The organism is Moraxella lacunata (genome assembly GCF_900453205.1).
GTDB classification, from domain to species: Bacteria; Pseudomonadota; Gammaproteobacteria; order Pseudomonadales; family Moraxellaceae; genus Moraxella; species Moraxella lacunata_B.
Genome location: NZ_UGQU01000002.1, coordinates 528,179 through 552,955, shown reverse-complemented (window position 1 = coordinate 552,955; position 24,777 = coordinate 528,179). Strand labels below are relative to the sequence as shown.

The following is a 24,777-nucleotide window of genomic DNA, read 5'->3' as shown; positions in this document are numbered from 1 at the left end:
ACAGTCAAGCCTTATTTGTCTTTAAAATTTTTTTAAAAGGCACATTGTACGATATAAAGACAGGCTTGCCACCCAAAAACCATTTAATCATTCCCTAAAGTTTGTTACAATACCCCCAATATCAGCACCGTATCTGACCATGAGCAAAACCCGAGCCACCAAGCCCCGCCTGCCGTCCTTGACGACCACTGACACCGACCCAGAGTATCTGACCGAATTTCGCATTAACATGCTCGCTCGGGGACTTGCCACACGCACCCGTAACGCTTACATTCGTGATTTACGTACTTGCATGGCAAGCAGTGAGCGAGCATTGCCCGATTGGCAAGAGACGGACGTAGCAGGGTGCTTGGTGTATCTACAAAACCAAGGCAAATCGCCACGCACGCAGGCGAGAATGCTCGCAAGTTTACGCCAGTTTTTCTTATGGCAGGTGGGAGATGGGGTGCGTGATGACAACCCCTGTGAGAACATCAAAAACCCCAAAGCCGACAAGCCCCTGCCCAAGACCCTATCCGAAGACGACATCACCAGACTGCTTGGCACGCCTGACTTAGCGACGATATTAGGATTGCGTGATAAAGCCATGCTCGAAGTCATGTATGCCTGTGGTCTGCGTGTCTCGGAGCTGGTCAATCTGTCGCTCGATGAGCTAAACCTAAACGCAGGCTGGCTCCAAGTGACGGGTAAGGGTGGAAAGACTCGCCTGATTCCGCTTGGCGAATACGCCCACAACGCTCTACAAAGCTATCTTGTCCGCCGCCATGAACTGACCGCTGGCAAAAGCGGTAAGGTCGGCACAAAGGGCGGTGACTGCCAAGCGGTGTTTTTGACCGAGCAGGGCGGTTATATGACCCGCCATAATTTTTGGCATTTGATTAAAAAATACGCTCTCTTGGCGAGTATCAAAACCGACATCTCACCGCACACGCTTCGCCATGCTTTTGCCACGCACCTGCTCAACCACGGGGCGGATTTGCGTAGCGTTCAGCTTTTGCTCGGGCATAGCGACCTATCCACCACGCAGATTTATACCCACGTTGCCACGGCACGTCTGCAAGCCTTGCACGAAGAGCATCATCCTAGGGGGTAGCATGCACGCCATTTTTAATCTCATTTTCCACCAAAACTTTGGCTTGTTCTAGCAAGTTTTCGCTTTGTTTCTTTAATTCAAAACTCATCTGCACTTTATCACTGACGGCTTGCTGAATGTCTTTGGGCAAAATTGGAATCACCACCTCCAAAATTTCAGACGGTTTCCAATGTTGGATAATTGAACCGCCCGCATCTCGCTCGGCTTGTAGTTGTACCGCCTCTGAATTTAGCACCAATGCCAAATAATCGGGCAAAATTTCATCAGTTTTTAGCGATAAATGTACAATCGCCCCCGATGTAATCACCTCCAAATCAGACGGCACACAATAAGCAATGCCCACTGTACCGTCTTTTGAAAGTAGAATGGTGTCTTTTTTGGGGCGAATGATGTCGGCAAAATCCGCAGGACTCACAAACTTATCCGTTTGGCTAATCCCAAATTTGGAAAAATCCGCCACACGCACAAAAGGCAAACCTTCATCACGGTAATTTTCCGATCCCACTTCTACCGATTTTTGCAAATCAACCAATTCACCCAATGTTTTGTGGTGGTGCTGTTTTAGTTTTTGTAATAATCGCTTATATTTTGGTTGGTGATATTCTGCATCAAGTCGACCGCTAATGCCAAAAGATTGGCTAAATGATTGCACTGATATATTTTTGGGTTGCCCCAAAAGCAAACTTTCCAACAATACCCATTCTGCCAATCTTAAATGATAATTAGCCTCATTTATAAGTCTCTCTCTCTCTCTCTCTCTCTCTTGTAAAGCACTTTGCTCAATTTCTGCCTCTACGCTATATTTGGCTTGGGCTAATAGTTGGGTGGCTTGTTCTCGCAATTCATTACTTTGGCGGACAAATTCAGCGATTTGGGTTTGGATTTTTTCATCAATAATTGGCAGTGGAATATTTAACAATTCCTCTTTATTGATTGCCGTCAAAATCGTTCCTGAACAGTTTTTCTTTAAAATCTGTTGCATTAAAGACGATTTAAACAAAACCAATAAAGTCTCTGCATTGATTTTATCCGATGATAAAACATAAAATCCTGTTGAGCATAATGCATTATCATAATGCACTGGTACAATTGCACAACTTTGTAATGAGCCTTCAATGCTAGAAATCATAACTTGATTTGTTCGCACTTTGCGTCTGGCACGAGATGGTAATTCTTTGCCAAAAGCACGAGTTGAACCTGTGATTTCTCCTGATTTACCAATATTAGATAATTCAATATAATCATATTCTTGATTGTCTTTTGGTGTGTAGTTTTCATCATTTAAATGACAAACATCACCCAATTTTTCAAAACCAGTGGAATGTGAAAAAATGTGATTTTCCAATTGCTCATAAATCGGTTGATAAAATTCCGCATCCAATCTGCCTGTTTGTAAAAAGCTGTCTTTTAGAGCTTTAATATTAACCGATTGGTTGGTTGGTTGAAAATTTTGCAAGCCTAGATTCTCCAATAATAGAGCTTCGGCTTCTTGATATATTTGTTGAGATAGTTCTTTATTGGATAATGATTTTTTAACAATCATTTCAATTTTCTCTGAAAACTCCTCATCAAAATTTAAAACTTTCAAATCCTTAATTAAAGACATGTTAATATTTGGTTGCCCTGTAATCGTCTTTAATCTATTGATTTGATTTTGTCCATATTTTGTATTTAAAAATGTGGAAATCAAATATGGATTAAAGTTCTTTTTTAAGGTAATTTTAGCAATTGCTTGATTTGAACTACATATAAAATCCTTATTATAAACAGCAACCCTACCAAGATATTCTCCTGCCATTGTTACTAAAACTTGGTCCTTTTTACAGTGTGATTTATATAACATTTTATGACTATCTAAATCTACAAATTTTTGAATATTCCAATCAATATAGTTTTCTCTTACATTTTCTGTCATCAAAAATGGAATGCCATTATCTTGAAAATTAATAAAGCTACATAATGAATACGCACCAAAATTCTGCACGGAAAGAGACATATCCCCTATCGTGTAATATTTATTCATGGTAATAAGTTTATCTGTTTTTAAATAATCCTTTTTATAGGTATTTGCATCAATCCTAAAATCAATGACTTTTTTGCATTCACTCAAATTTAAAATACTCACTTCCAGCCCTTCCAATAATGCCTGATATTTGGCATTATCAAAAGGGCTTAGTTCTTTCCCACAAAAGACAATTTCTCCTTTTTGGCAAATTCAATAAAGGCTTCAGCGATACCATCTTGGGTAACATTGTCGTGATTAAATAGGTCGTGAGCTACGATTAAATGCCCGTGACTGTCCAATTTGGGCGTGCCGTCTGTGTGTTTAACATAGATTTTATCACCAGAATTATCTTTGCTTGGGCTTTGCATTGTTGCAAAGAAAATGGGATAATCCTCCACTTTGGGGCATAATTCATCATGCCATTTTTGCACAAACAAAACAGAAGTTTTGGTGCCAGTATGTGGTTTAAATACATTGCCATGTAAGCCCACCACCGCCAAAATACGACAACGCTCAGCAATAAAATCACGAATGTATTTATCGCTAGAATTATTAAAACGACCTTGTGGCAAGACAATTGCCATACGCCCGCCGTCTTTTAAAAAGTCCAAATTGCGTTCAATAAATAAAATGTCTCGCCCGATTTTGGACTGTTGTTTGCCTTTGCTGTTTTTGCCAAGTTCATAGCGGGCAAGAATGCGAGTTTCTTTAATATCGCCTGCAAACGGTGGATTTGCCATCAATACATCAAATTGAAAATCACGGTTTTGGTCTTTGGTTTTGCGTAATTTTCTTAACTTTTTCCAGCCATTGCCATAAACATCGCTCCATTCTTCATCTTTGGTAAAATCGTCCCAACGCTCATAATCCAAAGTATTTAAATGCAGTACATTTGTTTGACCGTCTCCTGCAATCAAATTAAGTGTACGAGCGACACGCACTGCCTTTTCATCAAAATCAATGGCAAAGACTTTTTCGGTTACATAATCCAATTGTTCTGGTAATTTTTGTTCAGCAGTAAATAAATGGGAACGCTCCAATCCTTTTTCTTTAAGTTGTTTTTCCCAAACATGGAAAATGGCATGTACGGGAAACCCACAACTGCCCGCTGCTGTATCAATCACGGTTTCATCTGCTTTGGGGTCTAGCATTTTGACACACATATCAATCACATAACGCGGTGTGAAATATTGTCCTTTTTCGCCTTTGCTGGATTTGTTAATCAAATATTCAAAGGCTTCATCAACCACATCAAGATTGGAATTAAATAATTTGACCTCTTCTAATGATGAAATACAAATAGCCAAATGCGATGGCGATAAATTAATTTTACTACCCTCAGCAAATACACCCTCCCATTTACTTTTGGCTTTGTCAAATAAAGCACCAATTTTGGCTTTTAAATCACTTTCGGTATCGCCATAATTACGAAATTCCAAATGACGACTTTTATTTCTTGTACTTTCCATTTCATCATAAAGTTTGGTAAAAATGAGTTGGAATAATTCCTCAAAAACATCTACGCCAGCATTTGCCAATACTTCATCTTCCATTTCAATCACCAAATCTTTTAGTGATTTTCGTTGTGTGGCGATTTTGTCATTTTTGATTAAATCGTCAATCGTCCAGCGTTCTTGCAAAATATCGGATAATTTTTCGTGAACGCTTGGAATATTGGGAATGTCTTTAAAATAATTGGGGTCTCGGCGGTTGTAATAAGAAATGCTATCACCATTTGTCCAAACGCCAATCGGTGCTCCTGTGGCATTGCAATAGGATTTTAATTGTTCTTTACCGTCTTTTAATTTGGGTTTTTTAAGTTCTACCATGATATAAACAACGTTAGGATTGTCTTTATCAAAAATCACAATATCAGCACGCTTTTTCTCACGCCCAAATACTACCGAATATTCCAATTCCATGCGTTCATAAGGATAACCATAATCATGGTGTAATTTCATCAGATACAGTTGGCGAACCGCTTCTTCTGGGGTTAGTTTAATGTCCTTTTTGCGTATCAAGCAATGCACATAGGGCACATCGCCATTTTTACTGGGTTTTTGAAAAATGGTATTTTCCAATAGCGTGATATGCTCGGCAGAAAACTGGGTAAGTTGGTAATTGGTGTCTTTGAGTAGCTGTGATAAATTCATGGGAAGTCTCGTTGGATAAAATGGTTTTATTTTAGCATTGATTTGATAAAAAGTGGGTTGATTTATGGGTTGGGATTGGCTTGATAAACCCCCGAATCACCTCCCCAATCGCCTTTATCCCCTTCTCCAAAACATCATCAGGTTGGGCGATACTCATGCGAATGCATTCATGGGCGTGGCGATAATCAGATGTATCAATTCCCACAAAAAAATGCTCACTGGGAATAATCAGCGTGCCTTGCTCCTTTAAAACCTCATACAATTTTTGGGTAGAAATGGGCAGATTCTCAAACCAAATCCACAAAAATATCGCCCCTTCTGGTTTATGAATTTTGACTTGGGGGAAATCTTTAAATTCTTGTTTTAATAAGTCAATGGCGGTATGGGCTTGCTTTAAATAAAACGGGCGAATCTCTTGTAATGACAGTTCATTGATTTTGTCATTGTTGATAAGTGGCGTAACAATGCTCGCCCCAAAACGACACGGAGCAAGATTGACAATGGCGTTTAGGCTACTGATTGCCTTGATAATTTCAGGTTTGGCAATGACAATGCCCGTCCGCACGCCAGCCAGCCCCACTTTTGATAAACTAAAACACAAAATGATATTGTCATGCCACACCAAATTCGCCTTGGTGTGGATAATGTTAGGAAACGGCATTCCGTAAGCGTTATCAATAATCAAGGGAATGTTGTATTTTTGGGCGATGTTATCAAGTCGTGCCATTTCATCATCGGTCAAAACATTACCTGTGGGGTTGGTTGGGCGAGAACAACAAATCGCTCCAATTTGATTATTTTTTAATGCGTCCAAATTTTCTAGGGCGTCAAAATCCACTTTATATTTAAAAAAGCCATCTTGATTGTCATAATCGCATAGCTCAATCTTGGGCTTTATGCCAATAAAATGCTTGCCATCAATATGAGCGTCCGCATAGCCGATATATTCAGGGGTAAGTGGCAACAAAATGGACTTATCGCCATCATCAAACGCCCCACCGAATAGATTAAACAAATAGAAAAAGGCGTTTTGCGAACCATTGGTTAGGGCAATGTTGTCCTTGGTAATGCCCCAATCATAATGGCGATTAAAAAAGTCCACCAACGCCGTGATAAATTTGCCATCGCCCTGCGGATTGGAATAATTGCTGGCACATTCTAAGGCAACACTGTCCGCCCCATCGCCTTGTATGCTGTCTTTGAACATTTGTAGGTACACCTCATTGACCGAAGCGATATTGGCAGGGTTGCCGCCGCCTAACATATTGACAGGTTTGTCGCTGTTTAGGGCGTTCCCCAAATCGTCCATAAGTTGTAATATGCCACTGTTTTGGGTGAATTTTTTGCCAAATTTTGAAATGTTCATGCCAATTATCCAAATAAAAATACCATTGTAACATTTTTGGCAAAAACTGTCTGCTCATATCGCTATGGTATGCGTGGGGGGATTGGGGTATAATAAACTTTTGATTTTAGAGAAAACCCATGACAAACCAAACCACCTTAGACGAACTCCAAACAAAAGCCAAACAATGGCGACAAGACATCACCTTTACCCAAGACGTGCTTGGTAAGCCCTTTACCTTTCATACCACTTGGGGGATTTTTAGCCCAGAAAAGCTTGATGATGGTAGTCTTATGCTTCTTGATTATATTGATTTTAAGGCGGATGATAATTCCATTGACTTAGGCTGTGGCTATGGCGTGCTAGGCATGACGGCAGGACGTGAATGTCCAAACGGTCAGCATATTTTGATTGATAAAGATTTTGTGGCGGTAGAATATGCCCGCTTAAATTGCCAAAAAAACGGGCTAAAAAATACCGAAGTAATGCTCTCCAACGGCTTTCGTGATGTGCCAAAAGAGCGAAAATTTAGCCTTGTCATGAGCAATCTACCTGCCAAAGCCAGCAAAGAACAACATTATCTGTACCTGCTGGACGCTTATGAACGCATGGAAGTGGGCGGACGGTTTTATGTCGTTACCATTAACGGACTGCGTGATTTTATGAAACGCTCATTTAATGAAGTGTTTGGTAATGCCGATAAAATCAAACAAGGCAAAACGTATACGGTTACGCTTGCGGTGAAGGAGTGAATATTCATGGTTAATGATGGAGTTGTGATGAAATTTTTAAAATCAACATTAATGTCATCTTTATTATTAAGCACGATGGTTTTTGCAGGTACTTTTGAGATGCTGACAGATAATCTGGATACATTGATGGCAAATCATCAATCAAAAGGTTATCAAAAACCCATTAAAGAGATAATCATAGAAAATGTGAGTAAACCACAATATCACCCCAAAATTACTGAAGGTACAAATTTAAACGTGGGCGACCATGTTTGGAAAATATCCTATTCGCCTTATAGTGATGATGGCAATATCGTCCTGCTAAATCCCCACCCAACCTTAGAAACTCTTAACCAAAGAGCCTTGCAGATTGCCGAGCAAACCATCAAGCGAAGAGTAAGTCCACTAACCGAAACAGATAAACAAGCCTTTAAAAACTTGTTTAATGATGAAAATCTTAAAAAATGGGAACAATCGGTCAGTCATGAAGAAAAAGAATATCTAAAGCCATTTTTGGTTCAATTTACCGACCAAGACATACAAGATATAATTGATATCAAACAAGAAATCCAAGTTAATTTTGGTACTTTTGAAAAAGATGTTTCTAATAAGGCTCGCGAGCGGGTTCGTTCTGCTTTGGCAGGATCTGAATGTAGTGAGCACTTACAAAAAGAAGTTGTCAATTCTGTTATCTTAGAAGCCAAAGTGGGTGAACAAGGTAGAATTTCAAATCTAAAAATACATGGCATTGATAATCAATATCTTAATACTTGCCTATCAAGAAGTATTCGGCGTCAACAATATATGATTTTAAATCAGGATGGCGTGCCTGTTTCTTATAGCTTTTCCGTAGCTTTAGATTTGGCAATGCTCTAAAATCAAAAATAAGAAAACTTATGAACTGGCAATCCCTACTCTGTGCTGACCGTCTATGGATTGAAAATGGCGAAATTCGTGAAATGCGTGGCGAGCATTCACCCATTCGTAGCCAATTTCACACCGATTATGACCGTGTGGTGTTTTCATCGTCCTTTCGCAAACTGGGGCGAAAAACCCAAGTCCACCCCTTTGCCAAATCCGACCACACCCACAACCGCCTAACCCACAGCGTAGAAGTGGCAAGCGTGGGGCGTAGTCTGGGCAACAGCGTGGGGCAGGGACTGGCTCGGCATGGGCTACTACCGCCCCACATCAGCTCGTATGACATCGGCACGCTGGTGCAGGTTGCGTGTTTGGCTCATGATTTGGGTAATCCACCGTTTGGGCATACAGGCGAGGATGCTTTGCGTGAATGGTTTCGCCAAAATGATGAGTATTTACAATCACTTAGTAAGGCGGAGCAAGCCGACATCACCACATACGAAGGCAACGCCCACAGTTTACGCATTGTTACCACCACCGAAATGTACGCCCACGCAGGCGGTATGCGTCTGACCTGTGCCAGTCTTGGCACGCTCATGAAATACCCGTGGGGGAGCGTGGGGCAGACCAAATTTAACATCTATCAGAGCGAAATGCACATCATGCGACAAGTGGCGGACAGGCTCACGCTTGCCACGCATGGGGCGGACACATGGGCAAGGCACCCCTTGTCGTATCTTATGGAGTCGGCGGACGATATTTGTTATGCCTTGCTTGATTTAGAAGACGCTGTGGAGCTTGATTTGATTGGCTTTGACGATTTTGCCAAAGTGGTCAAACCGCTACTGGGGGCGGATTTTGATGATTATCAAAACATCAAAGATAACAAACAACGTATCGGGGCAATGCGTGGGCGAGCCATTGGCAAGGCGGTTGATGAAGTGGCAAGGCGCTTTTTTGATTACCATGATGAGTTGTTATCGGGCGATTTTATCCACAAAGATTTGCTTGTGGTGTGTGATGATGCGGTCAATGAAACCTTGCAAAATGCCAAAAATCTTGCCAAAAATCAGATATTTAACCACCATAGCAAACTCATCACCGAGATAGCCAGTTTTGGCTGTTTGGGACAGATTTTGGATTTAATCGTCCCTGCAATCCACGCCAAACTCACCGACAAACCCCTAACCGCCAAACACCGCCTTGCCTTAGAGCTTTTAAAAGACAGTCCAATCACGGACACCGATAGCCTATATGACGGCTACATGAAAGTGCTGGATTTTGTGGGCGGTCTGACTGACAACTCGGCAGGGCGACTGGCAAGGGAGCTGTCGGGTGTGGGGCTGGGGTAGGGGTTGGTTGGCGGTAAATGGTGTTGTTTTTATGGCTTTTGTGAATTTTTACCCAACTTGCCCCAATCAATAATTTCAATTATAATGACATCATCATTACATTAGCATTATTTTTACTTTAACTTTTTAACAATGGGAGCGATGATGAGCCACACCAATTTTAATATGCGACTAGACAACGACCTACGCCAAAAAGCCTATCCTGTGCTAGAACAATACGGCTTGACCCCAAGCCAAGCAGTGCGGATGTTTTTTAATCAAATCGCCCAAACAGGCAAAGTGCCATTGTCTTTTGATTGGGGGCAGTCGCACACTCTTAGTAGCAATGGCGAAAAGCTGTTGCGTGAGAGTATTCAAGCTTTTGAGAATGGCGAAACCGAGCGATTTGATAGCTTAGATGAGTTAAATCAAGCAATGGCGGAGATTGCTCGTGGCTAAACGTAGTTTTGAAATGGGCAATCCCTTTAAAAGGGATTTAAAAAAAGCATTATTTGGCATTGATTGGCGAAGCGTGGACGGAAGTATCCGATTGCTTGTTAAATGCCAAACCCATACCCCAAAAATACCAAGACCACTCATTACAAGGCGATTGGGCAGGGTTTAGAGATTGTCATATCAAGCCCGATTTGGTGCTAATTTATAAAATAAATGATGGAGTGGTGGAATTACATCGGCTTGCCACGCATAGCGAGTTGTTTGGTTGATAATAACCATGCCAACCGCACCATAAATTTGACATAGTTTACAAGGGAGAATTGCAATTTGCCCTTATAAAAACGGCACACATTCACGCCACGCCGTACAATCCTTTCCCAGCTCTCTTCTGACATAAAAATCTTCCACCATTTTGGCTTGTTGTTCTATGCCGTATTTAAAGAACGATTTGCCTTTTTTAAATTTATAACGGTATTTTCGGTTAAATATCGCTCGTCTTACCACCGCCATGCCTTGCTGAATTTGCCAAACGTGGGTCAGCTCGTGCACAAGCCACGCCCGCAGGTGCAAAGGCTTATCGCTAAAATCCTCACAAAAATCATCCTGATGAAAATACACCCACCCATTGGGCGACACCGCATAGCCTTTTAGCACCCACCAAGCTGTCGTCAGGCGAATGTCATCAAGGGCGAGCGTATCGCCAAAGACCGAACGAGCCATTTGGCGTTCGCCGTCTGTGAGCGGGCGGATTGGGCGGGTTTTTAATTTCATCATTTTTAAAAAAAAGTGTATAATGGGGTATTTTAGCAAAGTTTATTCCTTTATACCAACCATTTAAAATCAGAAACTTGACAAATGTTAAAAAACACCCCAACCATTTGCCCACACCCAAACTGTGGCAAGGTGCTTGATGATGTCATTTATCATCACGGCATTGTTTTTTGTCCGCATTGCCAAACAAGTTTGTTGGTTAATCCCTTTTTGCCAGAATTAGAAAAGATGACTTTTTGGCAATTTTCACAACGCTTTATCAAAAATCAATGGAAACTGTATGCAGTTTTTAGCATTATTATGGGATTGTTTGTTGGGCTTATTGAATTGATTGCCAATTTTGATAACATTCATTTTAGTGCCGAACTTTGGATAACTTTTTCTGTATTGTTGTGTATGTCAATTGTCATTGGCATTTATAAATTTGAAAAAAATTTACAAAATTATCATTATCACAAATTAAAAAACAAACCCATTTTAAATGGGGTTGATGATTATCAAACCGTCAAAGATGATTTTAAAATTTCACTTGCCTTAGAAGAATTAAAAGCGTCATTTTATCAATTTTCCCCTTGTTGTCCAAATTGTCATTCACAAAGATTACACCAACGCATTGATGATTTTTATTGTCAAAATTGTCATCACCAATTTATAATAAATCCAAAATTAAACAATATCAATACCTATAATCTTGTTATTACCTATATTTTGATGTTTGTTGCAATAAGACATTTTGACAGTTTTTATTTGATATTATTATTTATTCCCTTATTATTTTTGGTTAATTTAATTTCTCAATATTACTGGTGCAAAACCCCAAAATGGCAACTTCAATCCCCCTAGCCCAGCGTGTTCGCCCCAAATCCATTGATAAGATGATTGGGCAAAATCATCTATTAGGCGAGAACGCCCCCATTGCCAAAATGGTAGCCGAAGGTTATTTGCCGTCTATGATTTTGCACGGCAATGCAGGCATTGGCAAAACAACACTGGCAAGTTTATTGGCAAATAGCGTAGGGCGAGAATTTCGCCCCTTATCTGCAATTAACAGCGGTGTTAAAGAATTAAGAGAAGTTTTAAATATTGATGACGGATTATTTAATACATCGCCTGTGGTGTTTATTGATGAAATTCACCGTTTTAATAAAGCCCAGCAGGACGCATTATTGGGTGCGGTAGAAAGTGGGCAAATTACTTTGATTGGGGCAACCACCGAAAATCCGTCATTTAGCGTCAATAACGCTTTATTGTCCCGTTGCCAAGTTTATAAATTAGAACCTTTATCCGATGATGAGATTTTTCAAATTATCAAGCGGGCAATTTCCATTGACGAACAATTAAAAAAACTCCCCATTGTTTTAAATGACATTTCGCCCATTTATAGGCTCTCACAAGGCGATGCAAGACGTGCATTAAATCTATTAGAGCTTGCGATTTATGCTTATCAAGGCGAGCCAATTATTATTGATTTTGACAGTATCAGTAAAGTCGCAGGACAAACGCTCGTCCGCTATGACAAAGACGGCGATATGCATTATGACATCATTTCCGCCTTTATTAAATCGGTGCGTGGTTCTGACCCTGACGCGTCTATTTATTGGCTCGCTCGTATGCTTACCGCTGGCGAAGACCCTGCCTTTATTGCCAGAAGGCTTGTGATATTGGCATCGGAAGACATTGGGCTTGCCAATCCCAATGCCCTATTACTTGCCGATACCGCTTTACGAAGTGTCAAAGAAATCGGAATGCCCGAAGCAAGAATTATTCTGGGGCAAGTGGCGATTTATTTGGCAACATCGCCAAAATCCAATACCGCTTATCAAGCGATTAATAAAGCCATAGAATTTGCCAAAACGGATAATTCGCCTGTACCACTGCATTTGCGAAATGGTGTAACCACCTTGATGAAATCGCAAGGCTATGGCGTGGATTATATTTATCCGCACGATTATCCTAATCATTATTATCCCCAAAATTATTTGCCTGATAATTTAATAGGAATGCAGTTTTATGAGTTTGGCGATAATCAAAAAGAACAGACGAGTTTTGCGTTTATAAATTGGTTAAAGGGAAATCGGTAATGAAAAAACATCTAAGAGATACTGTCGTTTTACTGGTTTTTATTGGGATAATGTATCTTAATAATAATTACAAAACTTATATTCTTTTGGCAATATATTTTCTCATGATACTCATTTTATGTGGCTTATTAAAATATGCCGTCAAGAAAGATTGGGAATTTAATAATATTGCCAAAAACGCTATTATTATATTCTTGGCTTTGTTTTTTGTTTTACCAAATTCAATAGCAAATCATATTACCAAATATTTTGTTGCCAAAAACCAAAGTAAAATTTGTGGGATTGTCAGTCAAATTAACAAACCATCTTTGGGTCATAATACTTTTAATTTAGAAAATAATGCAAGTAATTTTAAATTAAATATTTATGATAATTTATCCATTGGCGATAAAGTTTGTGTTACTTATAATCCCAATGAAAAATGGTATGGTTATGCTTATGTGTTTAAATTAGACAAATTATAGATAAAATTATTTTTATTATTTTGATAATAATCAAAAATAGAAAAGTAGTTTTAATTTTTAAAATGGTTAAAATCGCAGTCGTAAATAAATACCCTTAAATCATTGCATTTAGGCAAAAATACCGTATAATAGCTATTATCCATATATATTTTGGAGAATAACAATGAGCCAAACTGCTACCGCAAAATTATTTTGGACTGGCAACAGTCAAGCCGTTCGCCTACCCAAAGCCTTTCGTTTTGAAGGCACCGAAGTGCGTATCAAAAAACAAGGACGACAAGTGATTATTGAGCCAGCAGAGACCCAAGATTGGGCGTGGCTGGACAAATTGCGAGCAATGCCAAAAGACGACAGTTTTGAAGAAGCCATTTTGGAAGGTCGCCAAAGTTTAAAAGCCGATGAACGAGATTGGGGTGCATTTGAATGAAATATTTGCTGGATACCAATGCGGTCATTGCGATTTTGAATGCCGATGAGCGATTTTTGACCACGCTAAAACAGCATAAAGAGCGTGAAATTGCCATCTCGTCAATTGTTTTGTCGGAGCTGTATTATGGGGCGTACAAAAGCCAAAAAACCGCCCAAAACCTTGAAAAAATCAATCTACTACCCTTTGAAGTGTTGCAATTTAATTCACAGGACGCTGATAAGGCTGGCGAAATTCGTGCAACCCTAGAAAGGCGTGGCACACCCATTGGTCCTTATGACACGCTGATTGCAGGGCAAGCGATTGCCAATGATTTGATTGTTATTACTGACAATGTGCGAGAATTTCTCCGAGTGGACGGCTTGCAAATTGAAAATTGGTTAAAATAACCGACGATTACCGCATTCATTGATAAAAAAATTATGCTAAAACCCACCCACGCCGATATTTTAAATAAACCTTATGCTCAAATTAAAGACTTAAAGCTGTATTGTCCTGATGAATTAGACGCCATCAAACACAATCACAAAACCACTTGGCAAGTTTTTAAAGCCTTTAATTTAAAAGTTTATCAAAATTTACCAATGAACTTTGCCAAACCGCACATTGAAAATTGGTGCAATGGCTGGGAAATCAGACGGCACTTTTTTGCTTATTATAAATACCAAACTTATCTTGGCAATGCTCCGATTATTGTCGTGATTTTAAATAGGCAAAGGCTGATTGTCGCTTTGACATGGCATTCTTATAAGGCAAACAGCTCAAATAGCACATTGGGGCAGTTTAATAATTGGATAAATGAGATTGATTGGGCGGACTTTGATGATTTTTATTTTTGGCATAGCCGTGTTAATGAGTATGGCGACTTTCAACAAGCCCATGAATTTGACTATGAAAAGGTAGAGCTAAACGCAGGCGAATTTTACCGCTTGGGCAAATTTATAGACAAAGACAAGCTGGATGATTTTAGCGATGATGAGCTAATAGAGTGGGTCGGGCAGACGATTGAGCGGTTAGACAGAGTGTATGAGTGGTGTCATTAGAGCGTGATGTCATCAAAGAATTTGGCAAAATGCCGATTGACGATAAATAATGCCAAGCCTTCTATCACAAACAATAATGTCATGATTTTAAAGATGAAATTACCAAATTCATTGCCATATCGTGCCAAATAAGTGCGGCTGTTGTGGTTGGCGGTCTCAGAAAACTCCCAAAATCCCAAAAAATAAATCAACGCCACAACCATAAACAGCCAAAAATAAGACGCTTGATTGGGATTTTCTACTGCTTGGGTTTGTAAGGTGTGGCGGTAATGCTTTTTTAGGGCAAATAAAGTCGGTGCGGACAGTCCGATGAGATGGTGTTTTAGCAGGACTTGCCCGAGCAAAAACAGATAATAAAATGTTAGGGTATCATATATCCATTTGTTGCCAGCACTGCCATTCATGCCCTTTGCCACAGGCAGTATGCCGGTATAATCGTTTGGCACAAAAAACAAACTACCAAACAGCAAGCACGGCAAAAGCCCAATGCTTATCACAGGCAAGCAAAACATCTCTTTATAAATGGCAAACCCCAAACGGTCGGGTAGACCAAATACAATCATGTCTAGCCCAACTTTTTAACAACCACATAACGATAACTGCCGTCATCAAGGGTCTCTTGACTGGCAAGCGTATGCCCCAAATGCCGACAAAAATTGGGAATGTCTCGGGTCGTGGCAGGGTCGGTCGCTAGGATATGAATCTCATCGCCCCCTTTGGCGGTGCGAATGCTCTTATGTAGGAGCATGACAGGTTCAGGGCAAATCAGCCCTGTGGTGTCTAGCATAATGGTATCACTCATAGCGGACGCCCTTCAAAATCACTTAAAATCTGCCGTTCGTCTGCCGTCCATGCCTGTTTGTTGCCATCTTTGTCGGTGCGGACGATGGTTGCCGTGCCGTTGGCAACGATGGCTTGTTGAGCGGTGCTGTAATATTCGTACGCCATCGACAGACTGGTGTTGCCGATTTTGGTGCATTTAACGCCGATAAGTAGGGTGTCAGGATAATGCACGGGGCGTAGGTAGTTGCATGATGAACCTGCTAAGATGGTCAGAGTTTCGTCCTTAAACATGGCAAGCGAATGCAAATAGCTGATACGGGCAGATTCGGCGTAGCGGTAATAAGCGACATTATTGACATGATTAAAGGCGTCCATCTCGCCCCATGCCACAGGTTGGACGTGGACGATAGGGTAGTCGTGTAGCTCGGTGGGGCGGTCATTGCCTGTGAGTGTGGCAGTGTAAGGATGGGTCATGGGGATGTCCTTTTAAGTTTCAATTTATCTAAAGTGATTAACGCATGATGAGTTCGCTGTTTTTTTGCCTGTTTTGGGGTTTATTTTAACATCTGAACACTGCTCAGCTCTTTGTTTTTGGGGCTGTTGGCAAGTAAATCATAGACCCAAAATAGGGCATCATCGATGGTATTTAGGGCGACTTGCTGTCCGATTTGCCCTGTTTTGGTGTCGGTATTGTTTGTGGTTTTGCCGTCTTTTTTGCCGTCTCTGTCACTGGCTTTGTTTGCCAAAGCGGTTTGTTCAGATTGCTTTTTTAGACTCTCAGGGTCAATCTTACCGCCGTGTAAGGTAATATGGCTTTCTAACTGTGAGCGGACTTCTTGTAAGTAACTGGTCATCAGTCCCCTGTCTCGCACGTTTGCCGAACCGATGGCAAGCGATAACATCATACTGGCGTCATGAAGCAGGATGTCGCCACGACTTAGGGGGGCGTTGGGTGTGCTGGTCTGCTGAGTGCGTAAAAAAGCTTGCACGTCTCGCATTTTGATGATGTGAGCCTGCCATGCGTCAGGCTGTGTTTTTAGCGTGCCGATGTAGGCGATGTCTGCCTTTATGCTACTGCTTAGGGCGGATTTGACCGATGGGGCGATACCAGTCATCTGCCCAAGCTGATAATCAATGGCTTGCAAGGCGGTCAAGGTGTCATCATAACTGCCTTGTTCAAAGAGCTTGTTGGTCATGGCAAGTTCGATTTTTAAAAATTCAGCGTCTTTGCTCGCTTCGGCTTTATTTGTTTTTTTGTGGCCGTCGGTTGGGGTGATAGCGAACAGGCGGTCGTCCATGTCGTTTAGGCGGGTATCGACGGTGTCCATTTTGGCAAGGCGTTCATCTACTTTATCCACGACCGACGTAAAAGAAAGGTATAGCCACAACAGCCCACCTGCCAGTAGGATAATGACCAGCCATTGCAGTCGCATGAGTACCACCCGAGCTTGGTCGGCTTGTTTTTTAAGCTCTTCTCTCTCGACTTCTTTGGCGTGGGCGAATTTGGCGTCCAGCTCTTCTAGATTTGCCTTGATGGCTTCGGCACTTGGACTGTCAGGTTTTTTGGTGTTTGGCATGATGATAAAAGCGTTAAATTTTAAAATGTCTCACGATGGGTAAGTTGCCATGACGTCTTGTATGGCTTGATTTAGGGTTGATTCCGTCAAATCCACCACGGGGCAGACACGGCTGTGCGGATAGTGCGTGGCGGTTAGGGCGGTCAGGCGATGACCCAGGGTTAAATATATCACATTTTGTGGCAAAAGCCCATGCGTGTGCGTGCGATGGCTGTGAATCTGTTGGTCATACACACTCTGCCAAGCGTTTAGACTCATCTGACTGCTGATAAGGACAAAGATGGGTGAGTGCTTGCCAATTTGATGTTGATGGTTTTGACTACTATTAAAAGTTCCATCAGGGCTGTCATCGGTGCTATCGCCAAGCAGACGAGTAAAATCGCTCGCCAGCTCTGACGGCACGCACCGCTCATAAAAGGCGATGGCACGCACATTCACGCCCCGTTTGATGAGTGTGTCAGACAACAATCGCCGTCCACCGACCCCACGCCATATCAGCACATCATCGCCTGTGTGTAGCTCACTGATGACGGGCATGGCAAGCATGCCTTCGTTACTCATCGGACATCCTGCATCAAAAGGGGTTAGCACCGAAAAACCAAACTCCGCCAAAGCATCTGCTGTCGGCTGTCCCACAGCGATGACGGTTAGGGTGTCATGATGGGGTAGGTCGCAGGCGTGGTCAATGCCTTGCTCTTTTAAAAAACGCACCGCACACGTGACTGCTTCCACGCTCACCACGATAAGTGTGTCAAATTTGCCATGGACAAAATCCACCAAATCCTGCATTTCTGACTGCTCTAATTCATCAAAATGCCAAATGGCAAGCAGTGGCAAGCCAACACTGTGGATGACCAGGTTCATGTCAGCTTTGTGCTTAGGACGGGTGTTGATGAATAGGGGGGTCATGGTGCTGGGTTGATTGTGCCTATGGGGTTGTTGGTATTAGTTGTCTTGATGTTGATACAGGGCTTTTAAAATCTCATCCGCCCCTTGGGTAAGTAGCTCTGTGGCGACAGCTTGCCCCAGTTGCTGGGCATTTTGGATATTTTGTGTGGCGTTGTCCGTGATGTCGGTCTGGGCGGTGACTTTTAGCAGGGTGCGACCGTCGGGCGTGCCTACTCGACCTTCTAGGTGCAGAACGCCTTTATCAAGCTGTGCAAATCCTGCTATCGGTACTTGACAGCCCCCTTCTAAGGCATGGTTCATGGTTCTCTCGGTGATGGCTCGTAGGGCGGAGATGTCATGGTTTAAGGGCTTGATAAGCTCCCTAATCTCATCGTCTCGGCACTCGATGGCAAGTGTGCCTTGCCCGACCGCAGGCAGGCAGATGTCGGCAGGTAGACTGTGGCGAATGCGTTCGTGTAACTCTAACCGCGCCAAGCCACTTTGGGCAAGGATAATTGCATCATAGTCGCCATTATCAAGCTTGCCAAGGCGTGTGCCAACATTACCACGCAAGCTGATGATTTCTAAGTCAGGGCGATAGGCACGCAGTTGGCATTCACGGCGTAGGCTTGATGTGCCGACCTTTGCCCCTTGGGGTAGGTCATCTAAACTGGCAAAATGATTGCTTACAAAAGCGTCGAAAGGGCTATGGCGGTCAAGATATGCCCCGATGATAAGCCCGTCAGGCAGTACCATGGGTACGTCTTTTAAAGAATGTACGGCAATGTCAGCTTCACCGCTTAGTAGGGCGTTTTCTAGTTCTTTGACAAATAAGCCTTTTCCGCCGATTTTGGCAAGAGGGGTATCTAAGATTTTATCGCCTTTGGTGACCAGCTCTAACAGACGAATGTCAAGTTCGGGGTAGAGTTTTTGAAGTTCGTCTTTGACAAAATGAGCCTGCCAAAGTGCAAGCGGGGATTGGCGTGTGGCGATGGTTAGGGTTTTCATGATTGTGTTATCGCTATGTTATCTTATCAATGATTGCCTATTTTAACCACATTTACCCCAAAATGCCAAATAAAAATTCATACCAGTTATTTCTTGGTATGGATGTAAATAACTACCAAATCAAGGTGGCTAAAATACAAAAGGGCGAATCAACGCCCTTGGATGGTATCGGATGGCTTGCCCGTCAAATGCTGTGAATTTTTTCTCTGAGCATGGGCAGATGACGGCGTGATACCGACAGTTTCTCAGGCATGCCCCGAAAGCGTACTTGATATTGACCGCTATCCACCGTTTCCAACAAATCCAAATAATCTAGATTAATCAAAGCATTACGATGAATGCGGAACATGATGCCTTCAAACTCTTCTTCTAAGTCTTTTAAGGTTTCATCAATGAGTACCACGCCATTTTTGTGGCGTACTTTGACGTATTTTTGGTCAGCGGTAAAATAGTAGACATCAGACAGCGAGATGAGTTCAACGCCACGGTGCGTGCGTGCGGCGATGTATTGGCGAGTGCGACCACTTTTACCGTTTTTCTCGTTAAGGCTTGCTTGTTGGGCGGCGTTAATGCGACAGCACTTTTGTAAGGCGTTCTTGACATCGTTTTCTTGAATGGGAATGGGTAGATAGTCGCAAACTCCCCATTTTAGAGCATTTAACATAAGGTGAGTGTCATCTAGCCCAAAGAAAATAATGGCAGGCGGATGGTTAAATTCTTGGTTGATTTTCTGACAAAATTCTTCAATGTAAGCCAAGTGAGCATTGATAAATAGAACCTCAGGCTGGTGTTCCATCACCGATGTGTAAGCTTCTTCTAAGCGTTCTGCTTGCCCGACGATTTCATGCGCGAGTGTCTCGATAATTGTTTGAACATGTTTGCGCAGGGCTGGCTCGCTCTCACAAATTAGAATTTTCATTTGCCTCTCCTTAATATTATGGCATGTGTTACAGTATCCACTTGCTATTGATGAATAACCAATAATGATGTGGATTTACAAATTATCATAACAAACGCTCGTCAAATACCATCAATGTAATGAAGAATAACTAAATGTTATGTCTGTTTTTGATGAATAATGTTATTTATGAGTTAACTTTTGCTAATTAAGGATTTTAGCAAAAGTTAACCCAAAAGAAAAGTGGGTATATCAAAATTTGGTATTGTTAAAAACAAATACATAAGTTAAAATAGCTCAATACTTTACCATATAGAGTAAAAACCAATGAACGAAACATTTGATAGTTGTCCTAAATGTAAGCACAAACACTTTGTCAAAGCAGGTTTTAACAATGGCAGACAACGCTATAAGTGCAAAGGTTGCAATCATTACTTTTCGGTACATAAACCAACGCATCATAAAAGCGAAGAAACCAAGCAAATGGCAATCAATATGTATCTAGAAGGTTTGGGCTTTCGCTCAATTGGTCGCATATTAGGTATTAGTTATGGCACAGTCTATCAATGGGTTAAAAAACTTGGTGAACAACATCAAATTAAACAAGATAGCAATCAAGCGATAGATATCGTTGAGCTTGATGAGATTCATAGCTACACCAAGCATAAAAAAACGCTTGCTGGACTTGGGTTGCCATTGACAGAACAACAAAACAAATCTTAGGTTTTGTTTGTGGCAGACGAGACACCAACACCTTTAAACAGCTTTACAATCAATTGAATATCCATAACATTCAACTGTTTTGTAGTGACTACTGGAAATCTTACCTTGAAGTCATTCCAAAATCAAAACATATGACAAGCAAAGCTCAAACTTTTACCATAGAGGGCTATAATAGTCTCATTAGGCATTTCACAGCAAGATTTAGAAGAAAATCAAAATGTTATTCTAAATCCGAGAAAATGATAGAAAACACTTTGAACTTACTGTTTGCTAAGTGGAATGGAACTTTGAATTATGTATTTTAGTTTAACAATGCCAAAAAGTTAAGCAAATTAACCAACACCAACCCCGCCAAAGAAGTCGCCACCGCCCAGCTTAATTATGGCGTATTTGACAATTTGCATTGGGCGGACGATAAGCTGATTACCGCAGGGTCTATGGCTTTGACTTGTCAAAATGGCTTGACTTTTGATTGTTTAAAAGATTATCACATCACCACGATTAACCCTAACAATTTGGCGACCAATGCCATTTATCAAGGCAAATATACCGCCGATTTTAGCGGTGTTTCTACCGTGTTGCCTGTGGGTAAGACTTATTACTTAGGTTCGTTTTATCGGGATAAACTGGCGTATTTTGAAGGGAAATAATGGGATTTAAAACACCGTTTAATTTAAAATTAGGCGGTGTTTTTTTATAAAAATTTTGCAAAATGGGTTTTCAGACAGCCTGAAAATTTATCTTTCCATTTTTAAAAACCAACTTTCCAAAAATCGCCATGCTTTTATCAAGTCTAAAATTTTATAATATGTCCATTCCATCAAACCCAAAGAGAAATGTTATGAAAAAATTCAAAACCATCGCCATTGCCCTGACCTTTTCCGCTTTGGCATTGGCACTGTCTGCTTGCCAAACCACCCCATCAAGCCAAGTGAGCGTAAATGCCAACACCGCCATAGACCAAGCCATCAGAGCCAACAGCAAGGCAAGCACCCAGCACACCAAGCAAATGGCAACTGCCAATAAACTCAATCACATCAGCTATGCCAATGTCGCTTATGACAACATCAACGAACGCCAAAAAATGGACATTTATTTGCCCAAAAATCATCGGGGTAACACCCCTGTCGTGTTGTACCTTCACGGTGGCGGATTTATCACTGGCGACAAAATGGAAGTCATGGGCGGTTCACACAAAAATGTAGAAGAAATGATAAAACGCCTGCTTGACAACGGCTATGCGGTTGTGTCGGTGGGCTATCGTTTTTTGCCCGATGCATTGCTTGACGAAATCATGATGTAACAAAAGCCTTTGAATTTGTGCGTAAAAATGGCAAACAATATGGCTTGGACAGCAATCGCATTGCGGTAATGGGCGAAAGTGCGGGCGGACATTTGGCACAGTGGCTTGCCGTAACGCAGGGCAAACACATTAAGGCGAGCTTGCCCTATTATGGTTCTGCTGATTTTGTCAATATGACCGCCACCAAAGCCCAGCCCCAATGTGATACAAGCCGACATTCCCCAAGATTTTGATTTGAGTGCCTATGCTGTTGGCGAAAAATACGGCTCGCCTGCCTTTATCAAAAAAGCCACCGCATTAAGCCCACTTTATCGGGTTTCCAAAGACACCCCGCCGACTTTGATGTTTCACGGCAACAATGATTGTGTTGTATCTCACGAACAATCGGTTCGCTATTTGAAAAAATTGAAAGAATATCAAATTCCTAGCGAACTGGTTATCCTAGAAGGCGAAGGACACGCCACGCCAAAATTTTGGACAACACCAGAATACCAAGAAAAAGTGTTGGCGTTTTTAAAACAATATTTGTGATGAATTGAAAGAGAAAGCACCCCAAAGGTTAGTGTGTGAGTGGCGAGCTTTGGGGTGGGGTTTCAATTCTCACTTGGACGGCATTTTAAAAACACTTTTAAATACCACCTTAACGCAAACTATGCAAAAAGTGCATATGGCGATGATATTGGCTGACAATGTCGTTAATCACCCCTTCTTTACTCCACCCCATGATGTCGTAATCTTGCCCGCCTTCACCCAAATGCACTTCGGCACGATAGTAGGTCTGGGTGTCGTCATCGCTTGCGGTGCTGGTGTCGTCATCGCTATGGACAAAGTCAGGCTGGACATGGCTTGACAGGCGTACCTTATAGACAAAGTCAATCTCACTGCCGTGATTGGCAAGTAGCACCACACTGCCTGATTTTTCATTTAAGACCTTAGCGTCCACGCCCAAGCCCCGTAGCTCTTCTGCCACATCTTCGCATGCCTCTTTGACGGTTGTATCAATAAAACGGCTTACCGCAGAGCGACTTGGAAAGTTCATGATGACGTGCAGTCTTTCACGCCATACGCCACCGCCTTGGGCAGGCAAAGGCACGCTTAGGTTTTGTTGTAGGATTTCTTGCTTTTGGGCGTCCACGTTCAGAGCCTTTAACAGCCCATACATCGCAATCATCAGCACTGTTACAAAGGGCAAAGCACTGGCGATTGCCATGGTTTGCAACGCCCCAAGACCGCCTGCCAGTAGCAGAGCAATGGCAACCACGCCTGCCCCGATTGACCAAAACAGACGATAACGTACCCCTTTGCTGCCTTTGCCGTGCGAGCAAAGCATATCCATCACCAAAGCCCCAGAGTCGGCAGACGTGATAAAAAACACGATAATCATGGCAAGGGCAACATAGCTAAACAGCCCCGACATGGGAAGCTCTTCTAAAAAGGCAAATAAGGACAGCGATACGTCTTTGTTGATAATCTCGCCAAGCAAGGTGTTGCCTTGATTTAAAATCATGTCAATGGCGGAGTTGCCAAACACCGTCATCCACAAAAAGGTAAAGCCGGCTGGGACAAACAGCACCCCAAGCACAAACTCACGAATGGTACGCCCACGAGACACACGAGCGATAAATAGACCGACAAACGGAGCCCAGCTAAGCCACCAACCCCAATACAAAATCGTCCAACCGCCAAACCAATCGGTTTTGTCATAGGCATATAGGTTAAAGGTTAAGCCGACAATGTTTGAAAGATATGAACCAACATTTTGGACGTACGCTTGCAATAAAAACACCGTCGAACCGCCCAATAGCACAAAGAGCAGTAGAACCACTGCCAAGCCTAGATTAAGCTCGGAGAGCATTTTTACGCCCTTATCCAGTCCCGACATCACCGAGACAGTCGCCAACGCACAGATGATGGCAATCAGCACCACTTGGCTTGCCGTCCCCACAGGGATGAACGAGAACATATGATTAAGCCCCGTATTGACCTGCAACGCCCCATAACCTAGGGAAGTCGCCAAGCCAAACAGCGTCCCCACCACCGCAAACACGTCCACCGCATGACCGATAGGGCCATAAATCTTGTCGCCGATAAGCGGATATAATGCCGAACGCAACGTCAAGGGCAGGTTATGCCGATACGCAAAAAACGCCAAAATCAGAGCCACCACCGCATACACCGCCCAAGCGTGCAAGCCCCAATGAAAAAAGGTCAGTCGCATGGCTTGGCGAGCAGCGTCTATGGTGCTACCGTCCCCATGTGGCGGATTTAAAAAGTGCATGACAGGTTCTGCCACGCCAAAGAACATAAGCCCAATGCCCATACCTGCCGAAAACAGCATGGCAAACCACGAAAAATTACTATAATCAGGGCGAGAATGGTCAGGGCCAAGCTTGATGTTACCGAGTTTGGATAAGCCCAAATACACGCTAAACAGCAAAATAATCGCCACCGTCAGCACATAGTACCAACTGGCATTATCCACAATCGCTGATTGTACCGCCTTAAAGGTCTTGTCGGCAAGCTCAGGCAATAAAATGGCAAACAAACTGATAAAGGCAATCAGCCCTGCCGATGTCAAGAACACAGGCGGATTTAGCCCGTGCTTGTTTTTTTTGGGTACAGGCGTACTCATATTACACTCCTATTGTCAATGGTAGTGCAATAAAATATGGATAAACGCCTAAATGATTAAAAACGATTGATAAACACACCAATCCTATTCATATTTGATTGCACCAATGGGGTTAATTTTGAGCAACATTTGCACAAAATTTGTTAATATTCAAAGGATTGTAACATAGATTAGCCAAAAAATAAAATTTGGTTGGGGTTTTGT

General features: G+C 42.1%; 29 protein-coding genes. 17 read left to right on the top strand and 12 right to left on the bottom strand.

Translation table 11 applies throughout. From position 1 onward, the window contains the following. The first annotated feature begins 139 nt into the window (after positions 1-139). Positions 140-1,093, top strand: a complete 954-nt coding sequence (gene xerD / locus DX073_RS08105; protein ID WP_115007275.1) for a site-specific tyrosine recombinase XerD — start codon at positions 140-142, stop codon at positions 1,091-1,093. Here xerD and DX073_RS08100 read toward each other — a convergent pair. Genes DX073_RS08100 through DX073_RS08090 form a run of 3 tightly spaced genes read right to left on the bottom strand, consistent with a single transcriptional unit; the run spans position 1,083 to position 6,617 of the window. Beyond that, on the bottom strand, positions 1,083-3,218 hold the full coding sequence (locus DX073_RS08100) for a restriction endonuclease subunit S (RefSeq protein ID WP_115007273.1): 2,136 nt from the start codon (positions 3,216-3,218) through the stop codon (positions 1,083-1,085). The two genes, xerD and DX073_RS08100, sit on opposite strands and share 11 nt — an antisense overlap. Before the next feature lie 47 nt (positions 3,219-3,265). Further along, positions 3,266-5,251 carry a type I restriction-modification system subunit M gene (locus DX073_RS08095; RefSeq protein ID WP_115007271.1) on the bottom strand — a complete coding sequence of 662 codons (1,986 nt, stop codon included), beginning with the start codon at positions 5,249-5,251 and terminating at the stop codon, positions 3,266-3,268. 31 nt (positions 5,252-5,282) lie between these two features. Beyond that, positions 5,283-6,617 carry a valine--pyruvate transaminase gene (locus DX073_RS08090; RefSeq protein ID WP_115007269.1) on the bottom strand — a complete coding sequence of 445 codons (1,335 nt, stop codon included), beginning with the start codon at positions 6,615-6,617 and terminating at the stop codon, positions 5,283-5,285. A gap of 119 nt (positions 6,618-6,736) precedes the next feature. Between DX073_RS08090 and DX073_RS08085 the strand changes: the two genes are divergently transcribed. The 5 genes from DX073_RS08085 (at position 6,737) to DX073_RS08065 (ending at position 10,244) form a co-directional block, all read left to right on the top strand. Beyond that, positions 6,737-7,348 (top strand): class I SAM-dependent methyltransferase, encoded by a 612-nt coding sequence (locus tag DX073_RS08085; RefSeq protein WP_115007267.1) that lies wholly within the window; start codon positions 6,737-6,739, stop codon positions 7,346-7,348. A 27-nt stretch (positions 7,349-7,375) separates the two neighbouring features. Next, a complete protein-coding gene (locus DX073_RS08080) occupies positions 7,376-8,203 on the top strand; it encodes a hypothetical protein (protein ID WP_115007265.1) in 828 nt (275 codons plus the stop codon). 20 nt (positions 8,204-8,223) lie between these two features. Then, complete coding sequence (locus tag DX073_RS08075; RefSeq protein ID WP_115007263.1) at positions 8,224-9,540, top strand: deoxyguanosinetriphosphate triphosphohydrolase; 1,317 nt, start codon at positions 8,224-8,226, stop codon at positions 9,538-9,540. A 144-nt stretch (positions 9,541-9,684) separates the two neighbouring features. Further along, a complete protein-coding gene (locus DX073_RS08070) occupies positions 9,685-9,978 on the top strand; it encodes a type II toxin-antitoxin system RelB/DinJ family antitoxin (RefSeq protein WP_029103533.1) in 294 nt (97 codons plus the stop codon). 53 nt (positions 9,979-10,031) lie between these two features. Next, positions 10,032-10,244 (top strand): type II toxin-antitoxin system YafQ family toxin, encoded by a 213-nt coding sequence (locus DX073_RS08065; RefSeq protein WP_258556912.1) that lies wholly within the window; start codon positions 10,032-10,034, stop codon positions 10,242-10,244. Between the two features lie 64 nt (positions 10,245-10,308). Here DX073_RS08065 and DX073_RS08060 read toward each other — a convergent pair whose 3' ends face one another. After that, positions 10,309-10,746, bottom strand: a complete 438-nt coding sequence (locus DX073_RS08060; protein WP_309473753.1) for a type IV secretion protein Rhs — start codon at positions 10,744-10,746, stop codon at positions 10,309-10,311. A gap of 132 nt (positions 10,747-10,878) precedes the next feature. On the opposite strand from DX073_RS08060, the gene DX073_RS08055 reads away from it, so the two are divergent. The 6 genes from DX073_RS08055 (at position 10,879) to DX073_RS08030 (ending at position 14,761) form a co-directional block, all read left to right on the top strand. Next, positions 10,879-11,589 carry a hypothetical protein gene (locus tag DX073_RS08055; RefSeq protein ID WP_147279701.1) on the top strand — a complete coding sequence of 237 codons (711 nt, stop codon included), beginning with the start codon at positions 10,879-10,881 and terminating at the stop codon, positions 11,587-11,589. Further along, the gene (locus DX073_RS08050; protein WP_115007259.1) at positions 11,568-12,827 is read left to right on the top strand and encodes a replication-associated recombination protein A; all 1,260 of its coding nucleotides are present in this window, start codon (positions 11,568-11,570) and stop codon (positions 12,825-12,827) included. The genes DX073_RS08055 and DX073_RS08050 overlap by 22 nt, the downstream gene beginning before the upstream one ends. After that, positions 12,827-13,291: a hypothetical protein gene (locus DX073_RS08045; RefSeq protein ID WP_115007256.1), complete on the top strand. Its 465-nt coding sequence runs from the start codon at positions 12,827-12,829 to the stop codon at positions 13,289-13,291. Before DX073_RS08050 ends, DX073_RS08045 begins: the two co-directional genes overlap by 1 nt. Positions 13,292-13,454: 163 nt before the next feature. Beyond that, positions 13,455-13,718, top strand: a complete 264-nt coding sequence (locus DX073_RS08040; RefSeq protein WP_115007254.1) for an antitoxin — start codon at positions 13,455-13,457, stop codon at positions 13,716-13,718. Further along, complete coding sequence (gene vapC, locus DX073_RS08035; protein ID WP_115007252.1) at positions 13,715-14,107, top strand: type II toxin-antitoxin system tRNA(fMet)-specific endonuclease VapC; 393 nt, start codon at positions 13,715-13,717, stop codon at positions 14,105-14,107. The genes DX073_RS08040 and vapC overlap by 4 nt, the downstream gene beginning before the upstream one ends. A 33-nt stretch (positions 14,108-14,140) precedes the next feature. Then, positions 14,141-14,761: an HI_0552 family protein gene (locus DX073_RS08030; RefSeq protein ID WP_115007251.1), complete on the top strand. Its 621-nt coding sequence runs from the start codon at positions 14,141-14,143 to the stop codon at positions 14,759-14,761. Here the strand turns inward: DX073_RS08030 and DX073_RS08025 are convergent. The 7 genes from DX073_RS08025 to DX073_RS07995 form a co-directional block, all read right to left on the bottom strand. Next, positions 14,758-15,324, bottom strand: a complete 567-nt coding sequence (locus DX073_RS08025) for a hypothetical protein (RefSeq protein ID WP_115007249.1) — start codon at positions 15,322-15,324, stop codon at positions 14,758-14,760. The genes DX073_RS08030 and DX073_RS08025 overlap by 4 nt on opposite strands. A 2-nt stretch (positions 15,325-15,326) precedes the next feature. Further along, positions 15,327-15,563: a sulfurtransferase TusA gene (gene tusA, locus DX073_RS08020; protein WP_062501545.1), complete on the bottom strand. Its 237-nt coding sequence runs from the start codon at positions 15,561-15,563 to the stop codon at positions 15,327-15,329. Further along, positions 15,560-16,018, bottom strand: a complete 459-nt coding sequence (locus DX073_RS08015) for an acyl-CoA thioesterase (RefSeq protein WP_115007247.1) — start codon at positions 16,016-16,018, stop codon at positions 15,560-15,562. The genes tusA and DX073_RS08015 overlap by 4 nt, the downstream gene beginning before the upstream one ends. Before the next feature lie 80 nt (positions 16,019-16,098). After that, the gene (locus DX073_RS08010) at positions 16,099-17,121 is read right to left on the bottom strand and encodes a hypothetical protein (protein ID WP_115007245.1); all 1,023 of its coding nucleotides are present in this window, start codon (positions 17,119-17,121) and stop codon (positions 16,099-16,101) included. Positions 17,122-17,151: 30 nt separating this feature from the next. After that, entirely contained in the window at positions 17,152-18,030 is an 879-nt protein-coding gene (locus DX073_RS08005; RefSeq protein ID WP_115007243.1) for a uroporphyrinogen-III synthase, read from the bottom strand. A gap of 36 nt (positions 18,031-18,066) precedes the next feature. After that, positions 18,067-19,017 (bottom strand): hydroxymethylbilane synthase, encoded by a 951-nt coding sequence (gene hemC, locus DX073_RS08000; protein WP_115007241.1) that lies wholly within the window; start codon positions 19,015-19,017, stop codon positions 18,067-18,069. Positions 19,018-19,201: 184 nt separating this feature from the next. Beyond that, positions 19,202-19,936: a LytR/AlgR family response regulator transcription factor gene (locus tag DX073_RS07995; protein WP_115007239.1), complete on the bottom strand. Its 735-nt coding sequence runs from the start codon at positions 19,934-19,936 to the stop codon at positions 19,202-19,204. A 306-nt stretch (positions 19,937-20,242) separates the two neighbouring features. Here DX073_RS07995 and DX073_RS07990 point away from each other — a divergent pair. From DX073_RS07990 to DX073_RS07970, 5 genes are all read left to right on the top strand, one after another. Next, positions 20,243-20,943 (top strand): IS1 family transposase gene (locus DX073_RS07990; protein ID WP_228707437.1). Its coding sequence is split into 2 segments (ribosomal slippage): positions 20,243-20,591 and positions 20,591-20,943, totalling 702 coding nucleotides; the frame shifts between segments, so codons are not numbered across the junction. A gap of 93 nt (positions 20,944-21,036) precedes the next feature. Then, on the top strand, positions 21,037-21,288 hold the full coding sequence (locus DX073_RS07985) for a hypothetical protein (protein ID WP_115007237.1): 252 nt from the start codon (positions 21,037-21,039) through the stop codon (positions 21,286-21,288). Positions 21,289-21,479: 191 nt separating this feature from the next. Next, the gene (locus DX073_RS07980; protein ID WP_181814399.1) at positions 21,480-21,941 is read left to right on the top strand and encodes an alpha/beta hydrolase family protein; all 462 of its coding nucleotides are present in this window, start codon (positions 21,480-21,482) and stop codon (positions 21,939-21,941) included. 17 nt (positions 21,942-21,958) lie between these two features. Beyond that, positions 21,959-22,174, top strand: a complete 216-nt coding sequence (locus DX073_RS07975; protein WP_115007233.1) for an alpha/beta hydrolase fold domain-containing protein — start codon at positions 21,959-21,961, stop codon at positions 22,172-22,174. Next, a complete protein-coding gene (locus tag DX073_RS07970) occupies positions 22,143-22,472 on the top strand; it encodes an alpha/beta hydrolase family protein (RefSeq protein WP_115007231.1) in 330 nt (109 codons plus the stop codon). The genes DX073_RS07975 and DX073_RS07970 overlap by 32 nt, the downstream gene beginning before the upstream one ends. Positions 22,473-22,581: 109 nt before the next feature. Here DX073_RS07970 and DX073_RS07965 read toward each other — a convergent pair whose 3' ends face one another. After that, positions 22,582-24,573 carry a BCCT family transporter gene (locus tag DX073_RS07965; RefSeq protein ID WP_115007228.1) on the bottom strand — a complete coding sequence of 664 codons (1,992 nt, stop codon included), beginning with the start codon at positions 24,571-24,573 and terminating at the stop codon, positions 22,582-22,584. Between the last annotated feature and the right edge of the window lie 204 nt (positions 24,574-24,777).

Coding starts and splice junctions, on each gene's coding strand:
- xerD (WP_115007275.1), top strand. CDS start 140: ATGAGCAAAACCCGAGCCACCAAGCCCCGCCTGCCGTCCTTGACGACC.
- DX073_RS08095 (WP_115007271.1), bottom strand. CDS start 5,251: ATGAATTTATCACAGCTACTCAAAGACACCAATTACCAACTTACCCAG.
- DX073_RS08090 (WP_115007269.1), bottom strand. CDS start 6,617: ATGAACATTTCAAAATTTGGCAAAAAATTCACCCAAAACAGTGGCATA.
- DX073_RS08085 (WP_115007267.1), top strand. CDS start 6,737: ATGACAAACCAAACCACCTTAGACGAACTCCAAACAAAAGCCAAACAA.
- DX073_RS08080 (WP_115007265.1), top strand. CDS start 7,376: ATGAAATTTTTAAAATCAACATTAATGTCATCTTTATTATTAAGCACG.
- DX073_RS08075 (WP_115007263.1), top strand. CDS start 8,224: ATGAACTGGCAATCCCTACTCTGTGCTGACCGTCTATGGATTGAAAAT.
- DX073_RS08070 (WP_029103533.1), top strand. CDS start 9,685: ATGAGCCACACCAATTTTAATATGCGACTAGACAACGACCTACGCCAA.
- DX073_RS08060 (WP_309473753.1), bottom strand. CDS start 10,746: ATGAAATTAAAAACCCGCCCAATCCGCCCGCTCACAGACGGCGAACGC.
- DX073_RS08050 (WP_115007259.1), top strand. CDS start 11,568: ATGGCAACTTCAATCCCCCTAGCCCAGCGTGTTCGCCCCAAATCCATT.
- DX073_RS08045 (WP_115007256.1), top strand. CDS start 12,827: ATGAAAAAACATCTAAGAGATACTGTCGTTTTACTGGTTTTTATTGGG.
- DX073_RS08040 (WP_115007254.1), top strand. CDS start 13,455: ATGAGCCAAACTGCTACCGCAAAATTATTTTGGACTGGCAACAGTCAA.
- vapC (WP_115007252.1), top strand. CDS start 13,715: ATGAAATATTTGCTGGATACCAATGCGGTCATTGCGATTTTGAATGCC.
- DX073_RS08030 (WP_115007251.1), top strand. CDS start 14,141: ATGCTAAAACCCACCCACGCCGATATTTTAAATAAACCTTATGCTCAA.
- DX073_RS08025 (WP_115007249.1), bottom strand. CDS start 15,324: ATGATTGTATTTGGTCTACCCGACCGTTTGGGGTTTGCCATTTATAAA.
- tusA (WP_062501545.1), bottom strand. CDS start 15,563: ATGAGTGATACCATTATGCTAGACACCACAGGGCTGATTTGCCCTGAA.
- DX073_RS08015 (WP_115007247.1), bottom strand. CDS start 16,018: ATGACCCATCCTTACACTGCCACACTCACAGGCAATGACCGCCCCACC.
- DX073_RS08010 (WP_115007245.1), bottom strand. CDS start 17,121: ATGCCAAACACCAAAAAACCTGACAGTCCAAGTGCCGAAGCCATCAAG.
- DX073_RS08005 (WP_115007243.1), bottom strand. CDS start 18,030: ATGACCCCCCTATTCATCAACACCCGTCCTAAGCACAAAGCTGACATG.
- hemC (WP_115007241.1), bottom strand. CDS start 19,017: ATGAAAACCCTAACCATCGCCACACGCCAATCCCCGCTTGCACTTTGG.
- DX073_RS07995 (WP_115007239.1), bottom strand. CDS start 19,936: ATGAAAATTCTAATTTGTGAGAGCGAGCCAGCCCTGCGCAAACATGTT.
- DX073_RS07980 (WP_181814399.1), top strand. CDS start 21,480: ATGAAAAAATTCAAAACCATCGCCATTGCCCTGACCTTTTCCGCTTTG.
- DX073_RS07965 (WP_115007228.1), bottom strand. CDS start 24,573: ATGAGTACGCCTGTACCCAAAAAAAACAAGCACGGGCTAAATCCGCCT.